The organism is Bacillus sp. GB_SG_008 (assembly GCF_052038115.1).
GTDB classification, from domain to species: Bacteria; Bacillota; Bacilli; order Bacillales; family Bacillaceae_G; genus Bacillus_A; species Bacillus_A rhizoplanae.
Window position 1 is genome coordinate 488822 of the sequence record NZ_JBPZSK010000001.1, and the last position, 26654, is coordinate 515475.

Consider the following 26654-nt stretch of genomic DNA (forward strand, 5'->3'; position numbering starts at 1 on the left):
TCCCCTGAAAAGCTAAACTAAAGATAGATTTTACTGATAGATTTCGATATAATGTTAACTTGACTGATTAATGAACGCAGTAGAAATAAGAAAGAAGGTGGAATGTATGACAGTGCAAACATTTACACAGTATAATTTTCAACCATTTTTAATAGATGCAATTCGTGAATTACGTTTTTCAGAACCGACAGAAATTCAACAGAAGATTTTCCCGGTCGTGAAAAAGGGCATTAGCATTATCGGACAATCACAAACAGGATCTGGAAAAACACACGCGTATTTACTTCCAACGTTAAATCGTATTGATGCAAGCCGAGAGGAAGTACAGCTCGTAATTACAGCTCCAACTCGTGAATTAGCACAGCAAATTTATGGAGAAATCGTCAAGATAACAAAGTTTTGTGAAGAAGACAAAATGATTACAGCGCGTTGTTTTATCGGTGGGACAGATAAACAGCGTTCAATTGAAAAGTTGAAGAAACAACCACATGTTGTTGTCGGAACACCTGGCCGTATTAAAGATTTAGTGGAAGAGCAAGCGCTATTTGTACATACGGCTTCGATTATTGTTGTCGATGAGGCAGATTTAATGCTTGATATGGGCTTTATTCACGATGTGGATAAAATTGCAGCGCGTATGCCGAAAAATTTACAAATGCTTGTTTTCTCAGCGACAATTCCGCAAAAGTTAAAACCATTTATGAAGAAATATATGGACAACCCGGAGCATATTCATATTAATCCGAAGCAAGTAGCAGCAGTTAATCTTGAACATCATCTTATTCCATCAAGACACCGTAATAAAGTTGAGCTTGTAAAGAATATGTTACTGCAATATCAGCCGTATTTAGCGATCGTGTTTACAAATACAAAAAAAATGGCTGATGAAGTAGCTGATGGTTTAGCGGAGCGCGGTTTAAAAGTTGGTCGTATTCACGGTGATTTATCCCCTCGTGACCGCAAGAAAATGATGAAACAAGTTCGTGATTTAGAATTCCAATACATTGTAGCTACGGATTTAGCTGCACGTGGTATTGATATCGAAGGAATTAGTCATGTTATTAACTATGAAATTCCGTCCGATTTAGATTTCTTTATTCACCGTGTTGGTCGAACTGCACGTGCTGGGTACTCTGGTATTGCAGCAACAATTTATGATCCGGCTGATGAAGAAGCATTAGATACTTTAGAGAAGCAACGCCATATTGAATTCCAACACGTTGATTTGCGTGCTGGTGAGTGGGTTGAATTAGGACCTCGTCGTCGTCGTCAAAGTCGTAAGAAACCAGATGATAAATTAGATGCTATGGCGCAAAAAGTTGTGAAGAAACCGAAAAAAGTAAAACCGAACTACAAGAAAAAACTTGAATGGGAACGCGAAAAAATTAAGAAAAAATATAGCAAAAAGAAAAGATAAGGGATTCCTTATCTTTTTTTGTGGAGAAGTTAGCAGTGTCAGGTTTCTACAAATTATGCTATCATTATAGCTATTGTATTTATAAGAGGTGATTGCATGTTGAAAATTGGATCTCACGTTTCGATGAGTGGAAAGAAAATGCTATTAGCAGCAAGTGAGGAAGCTGTATCCTATGGTGCAACAACGTTTATGGTTTATACAGGGGCACCGCAAAACACGAGAAGGAAACCGATTGAAGAGTTAAATATAGAAGCTGGACGTAAACATATGGAACTTCATGGGATTGAAGAAATCGTTGTTCATGCACCTTATATTATTAATATTGGTAACACAACGAAGCCTGAAACATTCCAACTAGGTGTGGATTTTCTTCGTATGGAAATTGAAAGAACATCAGCATTAGGTGCTGCAAAACAAATTGTGCTTCATCCAGGAGCGCATGTTGGAGCAGGTGCGGATGCAGGAATTCAAAAAATTATTGAAGGATTAAATGAAGTGTTAACAACTGATCAAACGGTGAACATTGCGCTAGAAACAATGGCTGGAAAAGGAACAGAGTGCGGGCGCAGCTTTGAAGAGCTTGCTAGAATCATTGATGGTGTAACACATAATGAGAAATTATCTGTCTGCTTTGATACTTGTCATACACATGACGCTGGTTATGATATTGTTAATGATTTTGACGGTGTTTTAAACGAGTTTGATAAAATTATAGGTATTGATCGTTTGCAAGTATTGCACATTAATGATAGTAAAAATGAGCGCGGTGCTAGAAAAGACCGTCATGAGAATATCGGTTTCGGTCATATTGGTTATAAAACATTGCATCACATTGTGCATCATCCACAATTACAGCATGTACCGAAAATTCTTGAAACACCATATGTAGGTGAGGATAAACAAGATAAAAAGCCGCCGTACAAATTTGAAATTGAAATGCTGAAAAACGGTATGTTTGATGAAGAGATTCTTCAGAAAATTAAAGGTCAATAAAAAAGGGGAAAACCCCTTTTTTATTTTGTTAATTTTTGGAATATAGTATTGATTTGCTGTGCAGTAGCAGGAGAGGTAATCTTTGCAATTTGTTTTAAAAGTTGCAATTTTTCTTGAGTATCATAAATATTAATATGTTTTCCTTGAATTAATGTAACGATTTTGTCTGCTTGTTCGCTTGTAATAGATACTCCATATTCTATACTGTATTTTAATAATTCTTTAGAAGTCATGGTGTTTAATTTTTTGTTTACAAACTGTTGAATGAGGTTCATGGTGCTGCCTCCTTTGTTTTGTCCTCATATCCGAATATATGTGGAATATGCTTGTATATATTCCAAAGCAGGCTGTTTTCTCATCAGAAAAAGAAGAGTATGCTATAATAAAAGAATAAAACTATATAAAAATTATTGAAGGAGGTAACATGGAAAAAAAACAGCATAGAAAAGAAAGTATAATTCATCTTTTGTATCGTCTTGTTATGATTGTGATAGGTGCTGGCTGTGCAGCAGTTGCACTCGAACTATTTTTAATCCCAAACAAAATTATTGATGGTGGTATTATTGGTGTTTCCCTCATATTAGATTACCTTACACCAAATATTTGGTGGCTAAGCTTTTCCACTTTAGTTGTAATCCTCAATTTACCATTTATGTACTCAGGTTATAAGCAAATCGGAAAAACATTTATGTTATCTTCAGTTTTTGCCGTTGTATGTTTAGCTTTCATTGAGTCAACATTACATTCTATTCAGCCCTTTACGACAGAGCCGATTTTAGCGACTGTCTTTGGTGGATTAATTTTAGGTGTTGGTGTTGGGCTTGTAATTAGGCATGGCGGTTCATTAGATGGAGCGGAAATTCTAGGTATTTTACTAACAAAGAAATTACCGTTTTCTGTTGGTGAATTTGTGATGTTTATGAATATTTTCGTCTTTTCTTGGGCGGCATTTGTGTTTGGAGTAGAACAAGCAATGTATTCTGTTATGACATACTATATTGCCTTTAAAACAATTGATACAGTAATTCAAGGTTTAGATGAAACAAAAGCAGTTATTATTGTATCAGACTATTATGAAGAGGTATCAAATGCAATTTTACATCGACTTGGTCGCGGAACAACGAAGTTGGTTGGGAAAGGTGGCTATACGGATAAAGAAAAAGAAGTCATCTATGCAGTTATTACTCGTTTGGAGGTAACGAAGCTAAAATCGATTGTTCATGAAGTAGATGAAAAGGCTTTTATTACCATTATGAATACGCAAGAAACAAAAGGTGCAAAATTTAAATCAGCAATTCACTAAAAGCAGAGAGATTTTCTCTGCTTTTTGCTATAATAGAAGGGTTGTCTAAAATGAGAGGTATATTTTAGGACAGATTGGTTTACAAGTCCTAATGAGCTATAATATAATTCAAATAGAAATAAATCGGAATCATTCTGAATTAAAATAGGTGAGATATGATGGAATATATATTAGAAATCGAGAATTTAACCTTTCGTTATGAAGAGCGAAATGTGTTAGAGAACATTCAATTGCAAGTTCCTAAAGGAGCTTTTTTAGGTTTAGTAGGCCCAAATGGATCGGGAAAATCTACATTATTGAAATGTATATTAGGTATTTTAAAACCGAAGCAAGGGACAATTCGGTTGTTTGGTGTCGATAGTAAAAAGTTTAAAAATTGGAATAAAATTGGATATGTTTCACAAAAGGCAAATAGCTTCAACTCTGGATTCCCAGCAACTGTATTTGAAGTTGTTTCGATGGGACTTGTTTCTAAAAAAGGTTTGTTTCGTTTTTTATCAAAATCTGATAAAGAAAAAGTAAGACAGGCTATCGACAATGTTGGAATGAGTGATTTTGCAACTCGGAATATTGGAGAGCTTTCCGGAGGACAACAGCAGCGCGTCTTTATTGCAAGAGCACTTGTCAGCGATCCAGAGCTATTGATTTTAGATGAACCCACAGTAGGTGTAGACGTAAAAAACGTTGAGAGTTTTTACGAAATGCTTGCACATTTAAATAAGAAATTAGGAATTACACTTATTCTTGTGACGCATGATATTGGCGCGGTGACAGAAAAAGTGACGCATGTGGCTTGCTTAAATCAGCATTTACATTTCCATGGAAATGTAGAGACATTCCGAGAGTTAGAAGATGCTGAAATGTCGTTATTATATGGGCATCATGTTCATCGTTTAGAGCATGATCACGAGCATCACGGGGGGATACGATGATACAGGATTTTTTACAATATGACTTTTTACGAAATTCTTTATATGCTGGAATTTTAATTGGAATTGTTGCCCCGTTGCTAGGTGTTTTTGTTGTAATTCGTCGTTTATCATTCATTGCTGATGCGTTAAGTCATGTTACGTTGTCAGGTATTGCAGCGAGCTTATTGCTAGAAAAAACAGTATTTACCGGTGGCTTTTTAAATCCATTATATATGGGAATGGTATTTTCTATTGGCGGTGCCTTACTCATTGAAAAATTAAGAACGGTATATAAACATTATCAAGAATTAGCAGTTCCAATTATTTTATCAGCTGGTATTGGAATTGGTGTTGTGTTCATTTCGCTTGCGAATGGATTTAATACAGATTTATTTAGTTATTTGTTTGGTAGTGTGAGCGCGGTAACAAGCGGCGATTTACTCATTATTGGATTGGTTGCTATTGTTGTGCTCGTTGTTATCATTTCATTATACAAAGAACTGTTCTTATTATCTTTTGATGAAGAATATGCTGTAGCAACAGGTTTGCGTGCAAAATGGATTCACTTTATTTTTATTATTTTAGTTGCACTTGTGATTGCGGTTTCGATGCGTGTTGTCGGTATTCTTCTCGTTTCATCGTTAATGACATTACCGGTTGCAGCGAGTATTCGCATTGCGAAAGGATTTAAGCAAACGATTTTTTACTCTATTGTATTTGGGGAAATTTCGGTAGTCGGAGGTATGTTAGCTTCTTATCAGCTTGACATCGCTCCAGGTGGTACAATTGTTGTGTTAGCAGTTCTTATTTTAATTGGTGCAATCTTATGGGAGAAGAAAAAAACTGCGTAAAGTAGGGATGATTATGAATCTTACAGAAGCTTTACACCTTATGAAGGAGAAAGGCTATAAACATACCGGAAAAAGAGAAGAGATGCTTCGCCTATTTGCAGCTCACAATAAATATTTAACAGCGAGAGATGTTTTAGCTAATATGAAAGATGATTATCCGGGATTAAGTTTTGATACCATTTATCGCAACTTAACTGTATTTGTAGAAATTGGTATTTTGGAACAGACTGAATTAAATGGTGAAAAGCATTTTCGCTTCAAATGTTCTACTACAGAACACCATCACCATTTCATTTGTTTAGATTGCGGGGGAACGAAGGAAATTACATCGTGTCCAATGGAACTAATGAATAAAGATTTTAAAGGATTTGAAGTAACTGGGCATAAGTTCGAAATATATGGACGCTGTCCGAAGTGTGCACAATAAAAAGCTTGTCAGTTTTGAAACTGACAAGCTTTTTTATTAGAATTTTTTCACCTTATTTTTCTTGTTTTGCCGCATATTCTGCTGCAATTTTATCAATTTCTTTTTTTAATTCTTCTACCATTGTTTCTTCTGGTACTTTACGTACAATTTCGCCTTTACGGAAGAGTAGACCTTCTCCGCGTGCTCCGGCAATCCCGATATCAGCTTCACGTGCTTCACCAGGACCATTTACTGCGCAGCCAAGTACTGCAACTTTAATCGGTGCTTTAATTTTTGAAATATACTCTTCTACTTCATTTGCGATGCTAATTAAGTCAATTTCAATACGTCCACAAGTTGGACAAGAGATTAATGTAGCAGCGTTAGAAGCAAGGCCGAATGATTTTAATAATTCACGCGCTACTTTTACTTCTTCAACTGGGTCTGCACTTAACGAAATACGTAGTGTGTTACCGATGCCTTTGCTTAAGATAGCTCCAAGACCAGCAGCGCTTTTTACAGTTCCAGCAAATAAAGTTCCGGATTCTGTAATACCAAGGTGTAATGGATAATCGAAAGCACGTGATGCTTTTTCGTATGCTTCAATTGCTAAGTTCACATCGGATGCTTTCATCGATACGATGATATCGTGAAAATCTAGATCCTCTAAAATTTTAATGTGATGCAATGCGCTTTCTACCATACCATCCGCTGTTGGGTATCCATATTTTTCTAAAATGTGACGTTCTAATGAACCTGCATTTACACCGATGCGAATTGGAATACCGCGTTCTTTTGCAGCATTTACAACCGCTTCAACTTTATGGCGGCGACCGATGTTTCCTGGGTTGATACGAACTTTGTCAATACCGCCTTCAATTGCTTTTAATGCTAGGCGATAGTCAAAATGAATATCAGCAACAAGAGGGATATTAATTTGTTTTTTAATATCAGCAATTGCGTCTGCAGCGCGCTCATCTGGAACGGCTACACGGACAATTTGACAACCTGCTTCTTCTAAACGTTTAATTTCGGCAACTGTTGCTTCCACATCATGCGTTTTTGTTGTTGTCATACTTTGTATAATTAATTCATTATTACCGCCGATTGTTAAATTTCCAACTTTAACAGGACGTGTTTTTGTACGATGAGTTATTTCATTCACGAATAGATCGCTCTCCTTATAAAAGAAGTTTCTTATTTTGTAGACAAATACATTTATATTGTATGCAATATTTGTCTCGTGAAGCCAAATGTCTAGCTTCACTTTTTCTATTGTATCAGCGCTTTGCTGCAATTGACAAGAATTATGTGATACTGTTATGGATAGAGAGGGAATTTGTATTTTTTTCCAATTTGTAATTTTGCAGGAGATTCACTTTGGTTTAATCCTTTAAAATCTGTAACAACCTTTTCAATAGAAGGGATTTTTTTTTTGTTAATTTCCTCTGTAATGGATAGAACGGTATCGCCTGTTTTTACTTCAATGATTTTATATTTTGTTGATGATATATTTTCTTTTTGGTCGTTTTTTGAAGCTTTAGCCGAAGTTTCTTTTGTTTTGGAATATGTATGAAGTAACGGTAAAGTGCCGATTGTCATATCGTAGTACAAGACGTAACCGAGAACAAGCAACAATAAGACACCGCCAAGTCTTTTCATATTTCTTCACTCCTTTGTAGAGAAATATATGCTTGTCCAAAAAAAAAATGCCTTGAAGGCATTTTTTATAGTGAATTTTTTTCTTTTGGTTTTGGTACTTCTTTTATTGTTAAATAAAGAACAATCAGAACAACGGTAATAAATAGGAACAACGAGCCTGGGACGTTAATTTTTAACAAATCCATTATCATAAAGAATATAGTTGGGATTGTATAGCTGTAGGCAGTTAATGTCCAAATTTGTTTGTACGATAGTTTACGCTGTCCGCTCATTGCAGAACCGATAAATGCTAATAGCGTAACGCCAAGGAATGTAATGAAGAGCTGGAATAAGTAAATAAGTGTTCCGATAACGAACATAGCAACTGGATATATGCTATCGACAAATGAAACTAATTCTTGAATATCTTTCTTTTCAAAAGTTGTATTTCCTAAGTCACTATATGGAAATGATTGTGTTTTTTGTTCTGCTGTTGAAATCACTTTATCTTTTAAGATGAACACACCATCTCGGTTGGGATATGCACTTGCATCCGTTGCATTTGGGTCAAATACAAAAATAAAATCTGTGTCATCTTTTACAATGGGTTTGTCGATGTCTGCGTGAAGTTCGCCATTTTCAATTTTAAAATCAGGTACATCTTTTTCAATAGAATGATTAACTAGACTAATACCATCTTGAATGAAACTTCCAAATAGAATCGTTTTTGGAACGGTAGCAAGTAAACATAGCAACATTATGTAAAGAATCGTTTTTCCGATTTTTTGAAAACGAAAAAGTGCCATCTCTTTTGGTGCATATAAGCTTTTAAACAGTTGCGTAAATATGGACATGAATTCACTTCCTTCTTTTAAATATATTGATTTACCATCTCATTGTAACGTACGTTTCTAAAGAATCACAAGATATATCATGTGTGATAGGAAAATACAATTGACACATTTCTTTTTATTATGGTAAATTTATCTTACATTTTTATATATACTTATACATTCCATGGTAGTTTAGCTGACTAGAGCATACAGGATGCCTTAGTAGTTATTCGTATATATTGTGGACCCTTAGCTCAGCTGGTTAGAGCAGACGGCTCATAACCGTCCGGTCGTAGGTTCGAGTCCTACAGGGTCCATATCCATTTCATATATTGATACATAACACATAAGCTTCCTTATAGAAGGAAGCTTTTTTTACAAAAAGTATGAGCATTTCGTTTGAAAAGAAATGGAAAATTTGCTACTTTAATGTTAGCGAGGCAATACGTTAAATTTGTTTTCAGCCCTATGTAATTAGGGTAAAATGAATTTGTATGCCGAGTCATTATCGGCAAATACATACAATGGGAGGAATATAACAATGGCAAAACATGAATTACCAAATTTACCTTATGCGTATGATGCATTAGAACCTCATTTTGACAAAGAAACAATGAACATCCATCATACAAAACATCACAACACATACGTAACAAACTTAAATGCTGCATTAGAAGGACATGCGGAATTAGCAGAAAAAAGCATTGAAGAATTAGTTGCAAACTTAAACGAAGTGCCAGAGGCAATTCGCACAGCAGTACGCAATAACGGTGGTGGACATGCAAACCACTCTTTATTCTGGACAATCCTTTCTCCAAATGGCGGCGGACAACCAGTAGGTGAACTTGCAGGCGCAATTGAAGCAAAGTTCGGCAGCTTTGATGCATTTAAAGAAGAGTTTGCAAAAGCAGGCGCAACTCGCTTCGGTTCTGGTTGGGCATGGCTTGTTGTAAACAATGGTGAATTAGAAGTAACAAGCACACCAAACCAAGATACTCCATTAATGGAAGGTAAAACTCCAGTTTTAGGACTAGACGTTTGGGAGCATGCATACTACTTACATTACCAAAATCGTCGTCCTGACTACATCGGTGCATTCTGGAACGTTGTAGATTGGAACGCAGTTGAAAAACGTTACCAAGACGCAAAATAATTATAATTGTAAAAGCTAGGAGATGCTTCTCCTAGCTTTTTTTGTTTTCTTACACCGGTCCGATTGGTAGAGCTCACATCAATGGAGAAAAACGTTCCGTTGAAAGAAGTTTCACTTTACCCCTTCTTCTTTACATAATTGTGTTCTTCTTTGGAAGACTAGAACATGAAGTAAAGGAGAGTTCATATGAAATGGAAACATTTAATTGGCGATGTTGAGGTGAATCGTGACTTAGTATTATTACTCATAATTGGCGGGTTATATGCGTTGGCTATTTCATTGTCGAATACGTTTGTTAATATTTATTTATGGAAACAAACGAAGGACTTTGTGAATATTGGCCTTTATAATTTAGCAAGCGTTATTTTACAACCACTGACATTTATTGTTGCCGGAAAATTAGCGAAACGAGTAGATCGTACGATTTTGCTCCGAATCGGTGTGACAACATTAGCTATTTTTTTTATTGTTGTGTTACTAACAGGAACAAATGCTTCGCAGTATATTTTACTAATCGGCAGTTTACTTGGAATGGGATATGGATTTTACTGGCTCTCATTTAATTTATTAACATTTGAAATTACAGAGCCGGAGACACGTGATTTTTTTAACGGATTTCTCGGATTGCTTAGCTCATTTTCGGGTATGATTGGTCCAATTGCATCCGGATTTATCATTTCGCGTATGGAAAAGTGGAGTGGTTATACATTCGTTTTTTTTCTGTCTTTAACCTTATTTACTATTGCAATTGTTGTCAGTTTTTTTCTGACAAAGCGTGAATGTGAAGGGCGTTATGAACTTGTTGAAGTAATGAAAGAGCGAAAGAATAATAAAAACTGGGGAAGAATTACACTTGCTCACTTTTTTCAAGGTTTACGAGAAGGTACATTTATATTTGTTATTTCTGTATATGTGTATTTGGCTTCTGGAAGCGAATTAGCGCTAGGAAAATATGGACTTGTGAATTCTGCTGTTTCTTTCATTTGCTATTATTTAGTAGCACGTGTAATGAAAAAGGAATGGAGAAAAAAAGCCATTTTACTCGGTGGAATCATTTTATATGCAGTTGTATTTTTAGTTGTCTTTCATGTTACGTATACGAAATTGCTTATTTATGCAGCTTGTATTGCTGTGGCATATCCAATTCTTCTTGTTCCATACGGTTCGATGACATATGATATAATTGGCAGAGCCAAATATGCAAAAGAGCGGCGAGTAGAATATATTGTCGTTCGTGAACTATGGTTAAACGGAGGAAGAATTTGTTCCGTTTTAAGCTTTCTACTAGCGGTTTCGTTATTTCCGGTAGAAAAAAGCTTGCCCGTTTTATTATTAATATTGGGTGCTGGACATTTACTCATCTATTTTGCGATTCGAAATGTCACATATGATGATGAAAAGGCGCATTCAACAAGGCTAGAAGTTGTACAAACGACTCAAAATACAACCGAAGGAGAAGGTTAACTTCTGCCCTATTTTATGTTAAAATAATAAAACGTATATAACAGTGGCGAGGACACCTGAAGAAGGTGTCCCTTTCCGCTTGCATAGCTGTTGGCAGAGGGGGTTCGTATGAGCAAGAAAAAGAAAAAGAAGAAAGCCACGCTTCCGTTTCGGTTGAATGTGTTGTTTTTTTGTGTGTTTTTACTGTTTTCGACAGTTATTATCCGCTTAGGAATGGTACAGATTGTACATGGTGAAGATTATAAAAATGAAGTAGCCAAAAAGGAAAACTCAACGGTAAGTACTCCTGTTCCACGCGGAAAGATTTATGACAGGTATGGTCGTGCGGTTGTAGATAATACACCACTTCGAACGATTACGTATACAAGAATGAAGGGGTCGAAACCTGAAGAACGTTTAGAAACTGCAAAGCAACTTGCGAAACTAATTGATGTACCGACGGATAAGTTAACAGAACGAGATAAAAAAGATTTTTGGATACTGTTAAATCCAGAGCGAGCAAAAGAAAAAATTACGAAAAAAGATGAAGCGGATCTCACAGCGAAAAAGATTGACGATAAGGAACTAGCGCAGCGTCAACTTGACCGTATTACAGAAGCAGAATTAAATGAATTAACTCCACAGGATTTAGAAGTGTTAGCAATTAAGAGTAAAATGGATAGCGGTTATACAATGACGCCGCAAATTATTAAGAAAGATGCTACACCTGAAGAATATGCTGTAATTAGTGAGAACTTAGAAAAGTTGCCAGGGGTAGACACTACGGTTGATTGGGATCGTAACTATGCTTATGGTGATATGTTCCGCACTGTACTTGGCGGTGTAACGAGTTCTGATGAGGGATTACCGCGAGAGAATCTAGATTACTACTTAGTTCGTGATTACGATCGTAATGATCGCGTCGGAAAAAGTTATATTGAACAGCAATACGAAGACGTGTTGCATGGTACAAAAGCAGAAGTGAAAAATATTACAGACTCAAAGGGCAATATTATTGAAACAGATTACGTATCTAAAGGAGAAAGTGGAAAGAATTTAACTCTGACTATTGATATGGAGCTGCAAAAGAAGGTTGAACAAATTATTGAGGAAGAAATGAAAAAAGCGAAAGCTACAGGTGAAGCGGGCTATATGGACCGTGCGTTTGTTGTTATGATGAATCCGAAAAACGGAGAAATTTTATCAATGGCTGGTAAACAATTTGTCAAAGATGAAAATGGACAACCTACTATACAAGATTATGCACTTGGCACCATGACGAGTTCATATGAAATGGGTTCAACTGTAAAAGGAGCAACTGTTTTGACAGGATATCAAACAGGAGCAATTCAGCCGGGAGAAGTACTTGTTGATGAACCAATCAAACTTAAAGGTACGCCGGTGAAAAAATCGTGGAAAACAATGGGGCCAATTAATGATTTAACAGCCCTGCAACAATCTTCAAACGTATATATGTTTAAAACAGCGATGAAAATCGCAGGTGTAGATTATGTTCCAAATGGTACATTAAGTATTAAACCAAAGGACTTTGATACAATGCGTTATTACTATAGTCAATTTGGTCTTGGAGTGCCAACTGGAATAGATTTACCAAATGAAGTGTCTGGAGTAAAAGGACTGGAAGGAAAACCAGGGAACTTACTCGACTTAGCAATTGGACAGTATGACACATATACACCGCTTCAATTGGCGCAATATGTATCTACGATTGCAAATGGTGGTTATCGTATGAAGCCGCAGATTGTAAAAGAAATTCGCAGGCCGACTTCAAAACCAGAAGATTTAGGTCCAGTAGTAGAATCGATGGAGCCGGTTGTTTTAAATCGAATAGATATGAAAGATGATTATATTAAGCGCGTCCAAGAGGGCTTTAAAATGGTAATGCAAACACCGAATGGAACAGGTCATTCTGCTTTTGCTAATGCGACATATGATCCGGCCGGAAAAACAGGAACAGCTCAGGCAGCTTATGCTGGTCCAGATCAAAAAGAAGTAAGAGCACAATTAGGTCAATCGCCAACTACGTATAATTTAACGATGGTTGGATATGCGCCGGCATCTGATCCGGAAATTGCATTTTCTGTTGTTGTTCCGTGGATGACCAATGATCACAATCCAATAAACAAAAATATTGCACGCCGAATTACGGACGCATATTTCGATTTGAAAAAGCAAGAAGCTAGCGGACAAGCTGGACAACCAGCAGATACTACGAAAACAAATCAATAAGGATAAAAAATATGTAAGATTGGCACACTATCTGTGAAGATAGTGTGCTTTTTTTTATGTGTGCTGCATATAGTGATGACAGAAGTGTACAAGCTTATGGAATAAGGGTTGTGTTTTCGTAAATAATGAATGAAATGGGATTTATCCCGCATTAACGGGCAGTAAGATCCCCCCACCTCAAGATTCAGAGATATGCGAAGAAAATAGGCGGGGATAACTGTCCGTAAAAGCCCGATTGGTTCAACTAACCATCAGTGGGGGATGAAGAAAACCCCCGCTGATGGAAGTTTCACTTTATCACGTTATTCGCAGACATTAAGACTCTCGCCTCAAGATTCAGAGAAAACAAAGAAGGTAGGAGGGGAAGCATTCACTGATGGAAGATAGGCTACAGATGCCTAATTACTTGTTCGTTAACGCATAGGAAATGTTGATATTTACGAAACTTTTACAAACTGTTAAAACCGAGTTGATAGTGCGGCATAATTGCTTGTTCGTTAACGTATAAAAAATGTTGGTATTTACAAAACCTTTACAAATTATTAAAACCGAGTTAATAGTTCAGCATTATTCTTATATGTGTACTTCTGTTATCAGAAGGCCCCTAGGAGGAAATATTACGTGAAACGTAATAGAGCATACACCATGGTTATATTATCGATATTTTTTTTATCTGCTCATACGTTACCTATTTCTGCTGCGAATATTGTAGGGAAAGTACAAATTGATGGATCTTCTACAATTTTTCCAATTATGGAAGCAATAGCAGAAGAGTATACGAAACGAGAACCCTCTGTAAAACTTTCCATTGGTATATCTGGAACAGGGGGAGGATTTCATCGTTTTGGAAAAGGAGAAGTGGATATAACAAACGCTTCTAGGCCGATGAAAAAAGAAGAAGAGCAACTGGCTAAAAAGCATCACATCCCGTATACGCCACTTCAAATTGCTTATGATGGTCTTACGCTTATTGTGAATCGTGAGAATACGTGGGCAGATAATCTTACAATAGAAGAGTTACAAACAGTATGGAGTGAAAGTGAAACAACGAAAAAATGGTCACAAATTCATCCGAAATGGCCGCAGGAAACGATACAATTTTACGCACCAGGGGTGGATTCTGGTACGTATGATTATTTTCAAAATGTAGTGTTACAAAAAAAGCTCATAACAAAAACAGTTACATTATCCGAAGATGACAATGTTCTAATAAGAGGTGTTATGAGTAATAAACACGCAATTGCATTTGTTGGATATGCATATTATGCCGCGAATCGTGACAAAGTAAAGGCCGTAAAAATTAACGGTATTCCCCCGACGAAAGAAACAATTCAATCCGGGGCATATAAGCCGCTGTCTAGGCCGCTCTATGTATATGTAAACAATTCTTCAATTCGAGCAAAAAAAAGTGTTGCAAATTATGTATCTTTTATGATGAGACACGCAGGAGAGCTCGTAGAGGAGATTGGATATGTGAAGTTACCGCAATATAAATATAATCAACAGCTGCAAATGTTAACAGAAATACAAAAATAATGTCAGGATGGAGAGGGGTTTTCATCTTTGGCTCGTAATGATAAGAGTCACGTTACGGTTTCTGTTCAACATTTGATTGAAAGAAATATAGGCAAGCGAAAGAATGCACAGCGAATCAATCAAATGGTTCCTTTCGTATTACGAATAATCGCCAGTATCTCTATTGTTACAACGATAGGAATTATTGTAACTTTAGCAAATGAAACATTTATGTTTTTTGAAAGAGTATCAATATATTCCTTTTTTACAGAAAAAGAATGGCTTCCTTTTTTTGAGAATCCTAAGTTTGGTATTTTACCGCTTATATATGGAACTGTGCTTGTTACTATCATTGCAATGGTTGTTGCGATTCCGATTGGATTAGGATGTGCGATATTTTTAAGTGAATACGCTTCTAGTGCAGCAAGAAAGGTATTAAAACCGGCATTAGAATTGCTAGCGGGGATTCCGACAATTGTATACGGTTTTTTTGCTTTAACAGTTGTTACACCTGTTTTGCAGCGCATTGTTCCGGATCTACAGTTTTTCAACGCACTTAGTCCAGGGATTGTAATTGGTATCATGATGATTCCAACGATTGCATCTCTTAGTGAGGATGCGATGCGTGCTGTTCCGCATCAGGTGCGAGAAGCTTCCTTTGCGATCGGAGCTACTCGTCTTGAAACGGCAAAGAAAATTGTATTACCAGCAGCTTTTACGGGAGTTGTAGCAGCAATTGTGCTAGCCGCCTCAAGAGCAGTTGGAGAAACGATGATTGTTGTCATTGCGGGTGGTTCAACGCCAAGCTTATCATTAGATCCGACACAGTCTATTCAGACACTAACGGCTTATATTGTGCAAGTTAGCTTAGGGGATGCTCCTTATGGAACGCTGACCTATTACAGCATGTATGCTGTCGGAGCAACACTATTTATTTTTACACTTATCATGAATATGATTGCGCAGTATATTATGCGTCGTTTTAAGGAGGCGACATAATATGCGCATGTTAAACGAGCGAAACATAGAAGAACATATGCCTTCTCGATTTTGGAAAGATCGTGTATGCAAGATTGCATTTCGTATGACTATGTTATTTTCACTTTGTATATTGATTTTTTTACTATATCAAATTTTTCAACAAGGTATAACATATATTTCATTTGATTTTTTCACCAATTTTGCATCGCGAAATCCGGAGGAAGCTGGTATTGCAGCTGCTTTATCGGGAACGATTTTATTTATGAGTGTTGTTACTCCTACTTCTTTTTTATTTGGAGTCGGAACAGCTCTTTATTTAGAATACTATGCCAAGCAATCATTGTTTACAAGAATGATAAAAATCAACATTCAAACGTTGGCAGGAGTGCCATCTGTTGTTTTTGGATTATTAGGGTTAACAATGTTTGTATATGGATTGCAGTTAGGTGAAAGTATATTGGCAGCAGCATTAACGATGAGTCTTCTCGTTTTGCCGACAGTTGTTGTAGCAGCGCAAGAGGCACTTCGATCTGTACCGAGATCTCTGTTAGAAGCATCTTATGGAGTGGGGGCAACGAAGTGGCAAACAATGTCTCGTGTTGTTATCAGGGCAGCAATGCCAGGAATTTTAACAGGCTGTATTTTGGCGTTATCACGAGCGATTGGAGAAGCAGCCCCATTACTTGTCATTGGAGCACTTGCTTTTGCAAACTATGTACCGCTTGATGTATTTGATAAATTTACAGTTTTACCAATTCAAATCTTTAATTGGATGAGCAGGCCGCAGGAGGAGTTTCAACATGTAGCAGCAGCTGGAATTATCGTGTTACTACTGTTGTTGCTTTTTATAAATACTTTTGCAATATGGCTACGAAATCGTAAGTAAGAAAGACATGGATGAAAGGGGAATTTCAAAATGGTATCTACAGTAGTAAATGTACAGGTGAAAAATGAAGAAAAGACTGTACCTCAGACAAAAAAGGTTGTATTTGATACGAAAAATTTAAACTTATGGTACGGAGAAGACCACGCATTAAAGGATATTAATTTAAGTATTTACGAGAATGAAGTGACGGCAATTATTGGCCCGAGTGGCTGCGGAAAATCTACGTATTTAAAAACGTTAAATCGTATGGTTGAACTAGTGCCAATCGTTCGGACAACAGGGGTGATTGAATATCGTAATCGTAACATTTTCGAGAAATCTTATCCTGTTGAGGAATTACGTACACATGTTGGAATGGTATTTCAGAAGCCAAATCCATTTCCAAAATCAATCTACGAAAATGTTGTGTACGGCCCGAAAATTCATGGTATTCGCGATAAGAAAACGTTGGACGAAATTGTTGAGAAGAGTTTGCGCGGTGCGGCGATTTGGGATGAATTAAAAGATAGATTACATGATAATGCGTATGGGCTATCAGGTGGACAGCAACAACGTTTATGTATTGCACGTTGCTTAGCGATTGAACCAGATGTCATTTTAATGGATGAACCAACATCAGCGTTAGATCCAATTTCTACATTAAAAGTGGAAGAGTTAATTCAAGAGTTAAAGAAAGATTTCAGTATCGTTATTGTTACGCATAATATGCAACAAGCAGCGCGTATTTCTGATAAAACTGCTTTCTTCTTAAGCGGAGAAGTTGTGGAATATACAGAAACGAATAAATTATTTACAACTCCAACAGACAAACGAACAGAAGATTATATTACAGGACGATTCGGTTAATAGTGTCTGTTTGAGAGAGAAATGTATGTTCTTATCAATTGGAATATTTCGGTGAGAGCTTCATCTTATATTGGAGCACGTGTAACGAATAAAGGGGGACCAACATGGTACGCGAACAATTTCAGTATGATTTGCAAGCATTACAGCAAAAAATTATTGAACTAGGTGAATTAGCAAAACAAGCTCTTGAAATTGCAATGGAAGGATTGCGCACAAGAGATGTAGAGAAGGCGCTTGAGGTAATCGATGGTGATTATCGTATGGATAATTTGGAAGAAGAAATTAATGACTTTGCATTAATGTTGATTACGAAACAACAACCTGTTGCTAGTGATTTACGAAGAATTTTTATTTCTATTAAAACTGCAACAGATTTAGAACGTATTGCAGATCACGCGGTAAATATTGCTAAGTCAACAATCCGTCTTGGTGAAAAAGAAGTATCTGTATCATTACAAAACCTTGAAAATATGTTCGGAATTGCAATAGATATGCTGCAAAATGTGATTCAAGCTTATAGAGAAGAAAACTTAACATATGCGAAAAAGATTGCTGAGATGGATGATGAAGTTGATGAACTTTATGGGAAAGCAATTCGTGAGTTTATTTCTTCTATTCCAGATCAGCCAGAGACGATTGGACAAATTACACAGCTGTCGTTTATTGCACGTTATATTGAACGAGTGGCTGATCATAGTACAAACATTGCAGAAAATGTATTTTATCTTGTAAAAGGGAAGCATTATTTATTAAATGAATAAAAATTGTTAAAAGAGAGGGATGCAAAGTGTTCCTCTCTTTTTTTAGTCAAAATATGACAAAAAAGGATTATTGTTACTTGCTTGTTGCGGTGGTAAGATGGATTATAATGCAATAAAAAGAAAACGCTTACTTTTTCGTGGGACGAAGTTTCACTTTACCCCGCTCAAACGGTTGGTAAGAAGTATAAGCAAGAAGAAGGTCAAACCACCCGTAAGAGCCCGATTGGTTCAACTAACCTTTCATGAAAAAACGTTCATGAAAGGAAGTTTCACTTTATTCTTCTACGTGAAGAGAAAAGAGGGATGTATGGAGCCTTTGCATATTTTAATGTTGGCATGGGAATATCCCCCGATGATGGTAGGAGGCCTTGGAAGGCATGTGTATGAATTATCCCGTGCTCTTGCACATAATGGACATTATGTGCATGTAGTAACGGTACACGAAGAGCATTGCACGACATATGAAAAGGTACATGATGTACATGTGCATCGTGTGTCAGTTGATGATCGTGAAAAGTATCATTTTTATGAGTGGATTGCTCAGTTAAACAAGTCTATGTTTGCTTATACACAGGAACTGTGTAAATGTTATACGTTTGATGTGATTCATGCTCATGATTGGCTTGTTGCTATTTGTGCGATGGAACTGCAAAAACAGCAACATTTGTCTCTCGTTACAACCATTCATGCAACGGAACGTGGACGTAATGGTGGAATTTATACATCACTGCAATGGCAAATACATATGCATGAAAAAGAGCTAGTAAAAGAATCTAACATTGTGATTGTTTGTAGTCAGTTTATGAAAGATGAGGTTGTACGAGATTTGGAAGTAAATGGTGAGGGTGTTTTTGTACATCCAAATGGGATTGACCGTCATTTCTTTCATGCTGTTACGCCTTCATTAGAAATTACGAGGCGTTATAATTTAGCAGAAAGATTGGTTATATTTTCAATTGGTCGTATTGTCAATGAGAAGGGTTTTTATACGATTATTGAAGCTGCGCCGCAGATTATTAAGCTATACCCACAGGTTATATTTATTATTGCAGGCCAAGGGCCCATGTTAGAGCAGTACCGTGCAGTTGTTCAAGGAAGAGGACTGCAACACTCTATCTTTTTTCTCGGTCATATTACAGAGGAAGAACAACGAGCTTTTCTCCAAAGGTGTGATGTATTATTAATTCCAAGTTTGTATGAACCTTTTGGGATTGTTGCATTAGAGGGGATGCTTGCAAAGAGACCAGTTTTGGTTTCGCGTGTGGGTGGCCTGCAAGAGATTATTATAGATGGTGTGAATGGGTTTCAAATGGAATCAGGTTGTTCGCAAAATTTGAGTGAGAAATTAATATTTATTATAGAACAACGAGAATTTGCTCAGTGCGTGGCAAATAAAGGATATGAAGATGTTCTTGTTCACTATAGTTGGGGTGAAATTGCAAGAGCAACCGCACACACGTATGAAAAAGCAGTTCAACATCATAAATGTGGAGGTTGAATGCCAATGAAGGGGGTTATTTTAGCAGGAGGGAAAGGGACGCGTTTACGTCCGTTAACATGTAACCTTCCCAAGCCCATGTTGCCTCTACTACAAAAGCCAGTGATGGAATATAGTATTGAACTATTGAAAGAGCATGGTATTCGAGAAATTGCTATTACTGTTCAATATATGAGTTCCGTTATTCAAAATTATTTTGGTGATGGTAGTAAATGGGGAGTAAAGCTCTATTATTTTGAAGACACTCCTCCTCTTGGTACGGCGGGGAGTGTAAAACAAGCAGAGAAGTTTTTAGATGAGCCATTTGTTGTGATTAGCGGAGATGCGCTAACAGATTTTCAGCTGTCAAAAGGGATTGATTTTCATAACAGTCATAACGGAATAGTTACTATGTTTGTAAAAGAAGTAGCTAATCCGTTATCGTATGGATTAGTTGTAACAAATCAGCGTCATGAAGTTATTAAATATATTGAAAAGCCAAGCTGGAACGAAGTAATTTCCAATACAGTAAACACTGGTATTTATATTATGAACCCCGAGATTTTTTCTTATATTACACCTCATACGTTTTTTGATTTTAGTCATCATGTATTTCCTTTATTGGAAAACAAAGAAGCCATGTATGGATATGTAGCGGATGGATATTGGCTTGATATTGGAACATTTGCTCAATATCGTCAGGCGCAATTTGACTTGCTTACAAAGAAAGTTCATGTACCTATTCCATATACAGAAGTGTTGCCAATGGTATGGATTGGCGAAGATGTAACAATTGAAAAAGGAACAAAGATCCACGGTCCTGCTTTTATTGGTGAAGGAACAACAATACAAACAGGAGCTGTTATTGAGCCGTATTCTATTATCGGTAAGCATAGCATGATTTCTGCATATACTCGTCTTCAAAAAAGTATTTTACTCCCCCATACGTACATAGGAAAGCAATGTGAGTTGCTTGGAACAACAGTTGGGGCAAGTACAATTATTGAAGATGGAGTTACTTTATTTGAAAAGAGTGTTGTGGCTGATCAATGTCGAATTGGACGGAATGTAGTGATCAAGGCGAAGGGAAAAGTATGGCCAGAGAAAGTGGTTGAAAACAGTACAATTATTGCTTCATCTGGAATTAGAGAGCATGAAAATATTTCGTGTTTTCTGCAGAAAAGTCGTATGTGTGGAAGAAGTAATTTAGATATTACACCGCAAGTTGTTGTGAAATTGGCAATGGCATACGGTTCTTTATTAGAAGAAGGAGGAAATTTGCTGATTGGCAGCAGTGCACATGCAGAAGTAGAAATGTTTAAACATATTTTTTTACATGCTGTTCATACAGTGGGATTGCATACAATGGAATGCCAAGAAATAAATGAGTCTTGTTTTCGATATGCGGTTGGGCAAACAAATGTCATTGGCGGTGTGTATTTTTATAAGGGGCAAGATGAGAAACTAGTCATTCAATTTTATAATGAAGAAGGAACGGGATTAACATATAAAAAGCAAAAAGAAATAGAAAATTTGTATATGGCGGAGTCATTTCGATATGTCGATTGTAAAAAAATCGGTAATAACGAAGTCATACATGTTTGTTCAAAAATGTATATTGAATCTGCTCTGCAATTAATAGATGTACCAGCTATAAAAAAACAAACATTCCATCTTCTTATAAATAAGTGCGATGAAATGTTTCAGTCTTTGTTACTATCTTTTTTACAGAAAATTGGCTGCACAGTAACGTGGATATATGCGGCTGAGAAAAAAGAGCATATTAAGTCATTAATGAAATCGAGTCAAGCAGATATGGCTATTATGTTTCGGGAACAGGGAAATACATTTGAGTTATATGATTCTTATGGGAATATTTACAAAAATACAAATTGTGAGGAGATTGATATTCCGAATTTATTATTTGAAAAAGATGAATGTGTCTATCCATTACCATTAAAGTTAGGAGAATGTTATCTTCTTTTTTATATGCAGAATGAAAATAAGCAATTATTTCAAATGAGATGGCAGCAAGATATTTTATTTCGAATTGGTAAATTATTGGAGTTAATTGTTCTTCAAGGGAAGACACTTCCGGCAATGTTAGAGCAATATCCACCACTTTACTTATTATGTGACGAGGTAGTTTGTTCATGGAATGAGAAAGGAAAAGTGTTAGGGATGTTGCTTAGAGACATGGCACAGCGGGAGTTTGAGGTATTAGAGGGAATTAAGTTTACACATGCGGAAGAAGAGTGGTCCTATGTTGTTTCTGATGTAAATCAACCGAAATTTCTTGTGTATTCTCAAGCAAGAAATCCAGTCATAGCAAAGGAAAATATGAATACTCTTATAGAAAAAATTAGACAATATCAAAAGGTGTAGAATTTTTATTTTAAAAGTGGTATTATAGTATAGTCTGATTTAAGTTATTAGTGACTGGAGGGAAATAAGAATGCGTGTAAATATTACTCTAGCATGTACAGAATGCGGAGATCGTAACTATATCTCAAAGAAAAACAAACGTAACAACGCTGAGCGTCTTGAGCTTAAAAAATATTGCAAGCGTGACAAGAAGTCTACGTTACACCGCGAAACAAAGTAAGCAGTAGGATATTTTCCTACTGTTTCTTTTGTATATAGGGGGAATTTATGATGAAGGAAGAGAAAAAAAGATTACGAAAAGAAATATTGCAGCGTATGAATGCTTTATCGGAAGAACAGTATACGACTTTATCAGCAAAAATTGTGGATTCTTTATATAAACAACGAGAATGGATTGAGGCAAAAACAATCGGGATTACACTTTCTATGGAACGTGAAGTAAATACATATGCAATTATTGAAAAGGCATGGGAAGAAGGGAAAGCAATTGTTGTCCCAAAATGTAATCGTGAAACAAGAACAATGACATTTCGCCAAATTACGAATTTTGAACAACTGGAAACAGTTTATATGAATTTACGAGAGCCAGATCCGTCTATAACAGAAGAGGTATCAGCAGAGGGGATTGATTTACTTCTCGTGCCAGGTGTTGCGTTTACGCGAAAAGGAGAGCGTGTAGGATATGGCGGAGGATATTATGATCGTTATCTTGTGAACTATAAAGAGAAAACGCTATCATTAGTTTTTGATTTTCAAATTGTCTCTCATATCCCAGTTGAACCGTTTGATAAAACTGTACAAAAAATTATTACAGAAAAAGAAACAATCTCTATTTTGGAACTTACATAGGTCAATTATAAATTGACGATTCTTTTTCATGTTTATTATAATAAAATATGTGAACGTTTTCTTATTATGTTTTTATAGTAAGTGGACATAGAGGGTGAAAGAATGATATCTGTTTATGATATTCAACAATTATTAAAGAAATTTGGAACGATTATTTATACAGGAGACCGTGTTGCGGACTTACAATTAATGGGCGATGAGCTTCGTGAATTATATAAATCACAGCTGATTGAGCCAAAAGATTATCAAACTGCCTTATTTTTATTAAAGCAGGAAATTCAAAAAGAGATAAAGTGAAACTGCCATCAGTGGGGGGTATCCCCCCACTGATGGCTAGTTGAACCAATCGGGCGCATGTCAGCAGTTATTCCCCATCTATCTTCTTTGTTTCCTCAGAATCTTGAGGTGGGGGTCTTACTGGCCGCGATTAGCTGAAGAAATCGATGAAGGAAGGATAGTAAAATGGAAGAGAAATGGTTGGTTGGTGTTGATCTTGGTGGAACAACAATTAAGTTAGCGTTTATTAACATTTACGGTGAGTTTTTACATAAATGGGAAATCCCAACAGATATAAGTGAACAAGGAAAACATATTACACTTAATATTGCGAAAGCAATTGATAAAAAGTTAGAAGAATTAGGTGAGTTAAAAAGCAAATTAATCGGAATTGGGATGGGTGCCCCAGGGCCTGTTCATGTTGCTTCTGGAATGATTTACGAAGCAGTAAACTTAGGATGGAAAAACTATCCTCTTAAAGATTTATTAGAAGTAGAAACTGGTTTACCAGTTGTCGTTGATAATGATGCTAACATTGCAGCACTTGGAGAAATGTGGAAAGGTGCTGGAGAAGGTTCAAAGGATATTGTTTGTATGACACTTGGAACAGGTGTTGGTGGCGGTGTCATCACAAATGGTGAAATCGTACATGGTGTAAGCGGGGCAGCTGGTGAAATTGGTCATATTACAGTTGTAACAGAAAATGGCTTTGCTTGTAATTGCGGGAAATCAGGATGCTTAGAAACAGTTTCTTCAGCAACTGGCATTGTACGCGTTGCGATGCAAAAAATGCAGGAAACAGATGAAGCAAGTGTACTACGTTCGATGCTAGAACAAGAAGGAAGCATTACATCGAAAGACGTGTTTGATGCACTTGCACAAGGTGATATATTAGCAGCGAAAATAGTAGACAAAGTTGCTTCTTATTTAGGATTAGCGGTGGCAAACCTTTCTAGTACATTAAATCCAGAAAAAATTGTTATTGGTGGTGGCGTATCAAAAGCAGGTGATGCATTGCTGCAACCAATTCAACGCTATTTCGAAAGATATGCATTTCCACGTGCTGTTAAAAGTACAAAACTAGCAATTGCGGCACTTGGAAATGATGCTGGAGTAATCGGCGGTGCTTGGCTTGTGAAAAAGTATATTTATGAAGCAAAGTAAAGTGAATCTTTATATGTGTTGAAGGTTAACAAATGAATAATCTTTTGCGAGCATAATAAGAAAAAGGAAGGGGGATCCCTTCCTTTTTGCATATGCTAGAAGTCATGATGTATGTAGAGAGTTTAGACAAGTTGCTTAATGTGTTGGTGGATAGCCATTATTTATAAAGGTCATGACTGTAAACCAACCGAAAACAAGTACAGTTGCAACGGAAAAACCTCCAGCAAGAAGGTTCTTATCTCGCAACGTTTTAAGAGAAGAGTATACACCTAACAGAGTGACTAACGCAAAAATAATAACAAGACCCATACATATCCCCCTCTACTCTCTCATTTTTGCTTGAGTTTTTGTAATATTTTTTCATTTTTATTGTACATGTTTTCCATATTGTTGTCGAGGTATCGTTTCTTTTCTTATGAGAAGAAAATGTTGTATGATGAAAATGAGTGTAACGACTGGAGGAGATTAAGAGTGAATTGGATTCAAATGCCGTTAGGCACACTGCAAACAAATGCGTATATTTTAAGTAATGATCAAAAAGAATGTATTATTTTTGATCCAGGTAGTGAAGGAGAAAAACTTGTAAATTATATAAAGAAAGAACAGTTAAAGCCATTAGCTATTTTATTAACACACGCACATTTCGATCACATTGGTGCGGTAGATGAAGTACGTACTGCTTTTCAAATTCCGGTTTATGTTCATCAAGAGGAGGCTGATTGGCTAGGAGATGCTACTTGTAATGGCTCGCAAATTTTTATGATGAATCGTAGTATTACGGCAAAACCTGCGGACCACATCATCGAGGAAGAAGGAGTATTAACAATTGGTTCGTTTTCATTTGATATGTATGAAACACCAGGTCATTCACCAGGAAGTATTTCGTACTATTGCAAAGAAGCAAATGCTGTATTCTCCGGAGATGTTTTATTTCAAATGAGCATTGGCCGCACTGATTTGCCAGGAGGCAGTTTCCAAGAATTAATCATGAGTATTGAAGAGAAGTTATTTGTACTGCCGGATGATACAAAAGTGTTATGTGGACATGGCCCAGAAACAACAGTTGGTTTTGAAAAAGAAAATAATCCATTTTTACAATAAGGGGTACGAGGATGGAACACGTTCTAAAACAAGCAATGGAAAAAGAAATAGATCAGTCTATTTCTTATAGTACATATATGAGCCTTGCATTATATGACGTAAACAATGGCTATTATATGAAAGAACGTGAAAAAATCGGAAGGCAAGGAGATTTTTTTACAAGCAGTAATGTGTCTTCTGTTTATGCAAAAACATTTGCTCATTTTTTTATTCAGCTTGTGAAATCAGAAGTTGTTTCACCGCATATATGTGAAATTGGTGGGGGAACAGGAAGATTTGCGTATGACATGTTACAAGAGTGGCAAACGATATCTCCTGATACGTTTGAAAATATGCAATACTCAATTATAGAGGTGAGCCCGTTTCATAGAGAGTTGCAGAAACAACAACTTATTTCTTTTTCAAATGTTTCGCAATATGCATCCTATGAGGAATTGGGAGCTTCCTTTACAGGAATTGTTTTTTCAAATGAGTTGTTTGACGCGTTTCCTGTAGAAGTGATAGAGAAACGAGAAAGAATGTTATATGAAGTACGTGTAAAGTATAACAGTGAAGGTAGACTTGTTGAAGTATTGCGACCGCTGGATAGTGAAAGTGTTATAAAGTATTTGCAAAGACATCAAATTTCACTATATGAAGGACAACGATTTGAAGTACCGTTACAAATGAATGATTATGTAAAACAGCTGACAAGTTGGCTGCAAGAAGGATTGCTTATAACGATAGATTATGGTTATACAAATGAAGAATGGGCGCATCCAGCTCATCGTGAAGGAAGCCTGCGAAGCTATTATAGGCATCAAATGATTCCTGATCCTCTTCAATTTCCAGGAGAGATGGATATAACAACTCATATTCATTGGGATGCCTTGAAGACAGTTGGAGAAGAGAAAGGATTACAAACAGTATGGCATACGAAGCAAAGAGAATTTTTGCTAGCTGCAGGTATTTTAGAACAGCTTGTAAATCATGAAGATCGTAATCCGTTTTCTGATAAGCAAAAGAAAAATCGTGCGATTCGTTCTATGATTTTACAAGGTGGTATAGGTGATGCTTTTGATGTTGTGATTCAGCAAAAGGGGATTTCGTGTTTAAACTTAGAGCATTATCTACATATTTTTTCATAAGACAAGGCGCAGAGTAAAACTCTGTGCCTTGTTTTGTAGGTTAATACGACGTTTTGTTTAGGATTATGTAGTATTTATATTTTTT

27 protein-coding genes and 1 tRNA gene are annotated in these 26654 nt (G+C 36.4%); 23 read left to right on the plus strand and 5 right to left on the minus strand.

Annotation, left to right across the window (positions count from 1 at the left end; genetic code table 11):
• Positions 1-106: 106 nt before the first annotated feature.
• A complete protein-coding gene (locus tag ACTDJC_RS02390) occupies positions 107-1417 on the plus strand; it encodes a DEAD/DEAH box helicase (protein WP_098307806.1) in 1311 nt (436 codons plus the stop codon).
• 96 nt (positions 1418-1513) lie between these two features.
• Positions 1514-2410, plus strand: coding sequence for a deoxyribonuclease IV (locus ACTDJC_RS02395; protein WP_098307804.1), 897 nt, complete (start codon positions 1514-1516; stop codon positions 2408-2410).
• 20 nt (positions 2411-2430) lie between these two features.
• On the opposite strand, the gene ACTDJC_RS02400 is transcribed toward ACTDJC_RS02395, so the two are convergent.
• Positions 2431-2685, minus strand: coding sequence for a DUF2624 domain-containing protein (locus ACTDJC_RS02400; protein WP_098307802.1), 255 nt, complete (start codon positions 2683-2685; stop codon positions 2431-2433).
• Between the two features lie 149 nt (positions 2686-2834).
• Between ACTDJC_RS02400 and ACTDJC_RS02405 the strand changes: the two genes are divergently transcribed.
• The 4 genes from ACTDJC_RS02405 to ACTDJC_RS02420 all read left to right on the plus strand — a co-directional run bounded on the left by ACTDJC_RS02405 (position 2835) and on the right by ACTDJC_RS02420 (position 5902).
• On the plus strand, positions 2835-3713 hold the full coding sequence (locus tag ACTDJC_RS02405; protein ID WP_230574885.1) for a YitT family protein: 879 nt from the start codon (positions 2835-2837) through the stop codon (positions 3711-3713).
• Between the two features lie 158 nt (positions 3714-3871).
• Positions 3872-4645 (plus strand): metal ABC transporter ATP-binding protein, encoded by a 774-nt coding sequence (locus tag ACTDJC_RS02410; RefSeq protein ID WP_098307798.1) that lies wholly within the window; start codon positions 3872-3874, stop codon positions 4643-4645.
• Positions 4642-5475 (plus strand): metal ABC transporter permease, encoded by an 834-nt coding sequence (locus ACTDJC_RS02415; RefSeq protein ID WP_098307796.1) that lies wholly within the window; start codon positions 4642-4644, stop codon positions 5473-5475. The genes ACTDJC_RS02410 and ACTDJC_RS02415 overlap by 4 nt, the downstream gene beginning before the upstream one ends.
• A gap of 13 nt (positions 5476-5488) precedes the next feature.
• Positions 5489-5902 (plus strand): Fur family transcriptional regulator, encoded by a 414-nt coding sequence (locus tag ACTDJC_RS02420; RefSeq protein ID WP_098308046.1) that lies wholly within the window; start codon positions 5489-5491, stop codon positions 5900-5902.
• Positions 5903-5954: 52 nt separating this feature from the next.
• On the opposite strand, the gene ispG is transcribed toward ACTDJC_RS02420, so the two are convergent.
• From ispG to ACTDJC_RS02435, 3 genes are all read right to left on the minus strand, one after another.
• The gene (gene ispG, locus ACTDJC_RS02425; RefSeq protein WP_098307794.1) at positions 5955-7046 is read right to left on the minus strand and encodes a flavodoxin-dependent (E)-4-hydroxy-3-methylbut-2-enyl-diphosphate synthase; all 1092 of its coding nucleotides are present in this window, start codon (positions 7044-7046) and stop codon (positions 5955-5957) included.
• Positions 7047-7201: 155 nt separating this feature from the next.
• Positions 7202-7543: a hypothetical protein gene (locus tag ACTDJC_RS02430; RefSeq protein ID WP_098307792.1), complete on the minus strand. Its 342-nt coding sequence runs from the start codon at positions 7541-7543 to the stop codon at positions 7202-7204.
• A 65-nt stretch (positions 7544-7608) separates the two neighbouring features.
• A complete protein-coding gene (locus tag ACTDJC_RS02435; protein WP_098307790.1) occupies positions 7609-8376 on the minus strand; it encodes a DUF1189 domain-containing protein in 768 nt (255 codons plus the stop codon).
• 222 nt (positions 8377-8598) lie between these two features.
• On the opposite strand from ACTDJC_RS02435, the gene ACTDJC_RS02440 reads away from it, so the two are divergent.
• The 15 genes from ACTDJC_RS02440 to ACTDJC_RS02510 all read left to right on the plus strand — a co-directional run bounded on the left by ACTDJC_RS02440 (position 8599) and on the right by ACTDJC_RS02510 (position 24341).
• Positions 8599-8672: transfer RNA gene (locus ACTDJC_RS02440), tRNA-Ile, on the plus strand.
• A gap of 224 nt (positions 8673-8896) precedes the next feature.
• Positions 8897-9508 carry a superoxide dismutase [Mn] gene (gene sodA, locus ACTDJC_RS02445; protein WP_253630417.1) on the plus strand — a complete coding sequence of 204 codons (612 nt, stop codon included), beginning with the start codon at positions 8897-8899 and terminating at the stop codon, positions 9506-9508.
• 186 nt (positions 9509-9694) lie between these two features.
• A complete protein-coding gene (locus ACTDJC_RS02450) occupies positions 9695-10972 on the plus strand; it encodes an MFS transporter (RefSeq protein WP_098307786.1) in 1278 nt (425 codons plus the stop codon).
• Between the two features lie 108 nt (positions 10973-11080).
• The gene (locus ACTDJC_RS02455) at positions 11081-13201 is read left to right on the plus strand and encodes a peptidoglycan D,D-transpeptidase FtsI family protein (RefSeq protein WP_440602570.1); all 2121 of its coding nucleotides are present in this window, start codon (positions 11081-11083) and stop codon (positions 13199-13201) included.
• A gap of 645 nt (positions 13202-13846) precedes the next feature.
• Positions 13847-14737, plus strand: a complete 891-nt coding sequence (locus ACTDJC_RS02460; protein ID WP_440602773.1) for a PstS family phosphate ABC transporter substrate-binding protein — start codon at positions 13847-13849, stop codon at positions 14735-14737.
• A 27-nt stretch (positions 14738-14764) separates the two neighbouring features.
• Entirely contained in the window at positions 14765-15715 is a 951-nt protein-coding gene (gene pstC / locus ACTDJC_RS02465) for a phosphate ABC transporter permease subunit PstC (RefSeq protein ID WP_098307782.1), read from the plus strand.
• Position 15716: 1 nt separating this feature from the next.
• Positions 15717-16583 (plus strand): phosphate ABC transporter permease PstA, encoded by an 867-nt coding sequence (gene pstA / locus ACTDJC_RS02470; RefSeq protein ID WP_098307780.1) that lies wholly within the window; start codon positions 15717-15719, stop codon positions 16581-16583.
• 30 nt (positions 16584-16613) lie between these two features.
• Positions 16614-17429, plus strand: coding sequence for a phosphate ABC transporter ATP-binding protein (pstB, locus tag ACTDJC_RS02475; RefSeq protein WP_098307778.1), 816 nt, complete (start codon positions 16614-16616; stop codon positions 17427-17429).
• 104 nt (positions 17430-17533) lie between these two features.
• Entirely contained in the window at positions 17534-18190 is a 657-nt protein-coding gene (gene phoU / locus ACTDJC_RS02480; protein WP_098307776.1) for a phosphate signaling complex protein PhoU, read from the plus strand.
• Between the two features lie 307 nt (positions 18191-18497).
• Positions 18498-19688, plus strand: coding sequence for a glycosyltransferase family 4 protein (locus tag ACTDJC_RS02485; RefSeq protein ID WP_176524546.1), 1191 nt, complete (start codon positions 18498-18500; stop codon positions 19686-19688).
• Between the two features lie 6 nt (positions 19689-19694).
• The gene (locus tag ACTDJC_RS02490) at positions 19695-22052 is read left to right on the plus strand and encodes a sugar phosphate nucleotidyltransferase (protein ID WP_098308042.1); all 2358 of its coding nucleotides are present in this window, start codon (positions 19695-19697) and stop codon (positions 22050-22052) included.
• A gap of 70 nt (positions 22053-22122) precedes the next feature.
• Positions 22123-22272, plus strand: a complete 150-nt coding sequence (gene rpmG / locus ACTDJC_RS02495; RefSeq protein WP_012095458.1) for a 50S ribosomal protein L33 — start codon at positions 22123-22125, stop codon at positions 22270-22272.
• A 50-nt stretch (positions 22273-22322) separates the two neighbouring features.
• Entirely contained in the window at positions 22323-22901 is a 579-nt protein-coding gene (locus tag ACTDJC_RS02500) for a 5-formyltetrahydrofolate cyclo-ligase (RefSeq protein ID WP_440602571.1), read from the plus strand.
• A 102-nt stretch (positions 22902-23003) separates the two neighbouring features.
• Complete coding sequence (locus tag ACTDJC_RS02505; protein WP_141524992.1) at positions 23004-23198, plus strand: YqgQ family protein; 195 nt, start codon at positions 23004-23006, stop codon at positions 23196-23198.
• A gap of 165 nt (positions 23199-23363) precedes the next feature.
• Positions 23364-24341: an ROK family glucokinase gene (locus ACTDJC_RS02510; protein WP_440602572.1), complete on the plus strand. Its 978-nt coding sequence runs from the start codon at positions 23364-23366 to the stop codon at positions 24339-24341.
• A 135-nt stretch (positions 24342-24476) separates the two neighbouring features.
• Here ACTDJC_RS02510 and ACTDJC_RS02515 read toward each other — a convergent pair whose 3' ends face one another.
• Positions 24477-24650, minus strand: coding sequence for a DUF2759 domain-containing protein (locus ACTDJC_RS02515; protein WP_098307766.1), 174 nt, complete (start codon positions 24648-24650; stop codon positions 24477-24479).
• 162 nt (positions 24651-24812) lie between these two features.
• Here ACTDJC_RS02515 and ACTDJC_RS02520 point away from each other — a divergent pair, with 162 nt between their 5' ends.
• Both ACTDJC_RS02520 and ACTDJC_RS02525 read left to right on the plus strand, forming a co-directional pair.
• Positions 24813-25442: an MBL fold metallo-hydrolase gene (locus tag ACTDJC_RS02520; RefSeq protein WP_440602573.1), complete on the plus strand. Its 630-nt coding sequence runs from the start codon at positions 24813-24815 to the stop codon at positions 25440-25442.
• Between the two features lie 11 nt (positions 25443-25453).
• A complete protein-coding gene (locus tag ACTDJC_RS02525) occupies positions 25454-26569 on the plus strand; it encodes a class I SAM-dependent methyltransferase (RefSeq protein WP_253630414.1) in 1116 nt (371 codons plus the stop codon).
• Positions 26570-26654: the final 85 nt, after the last annotated feature.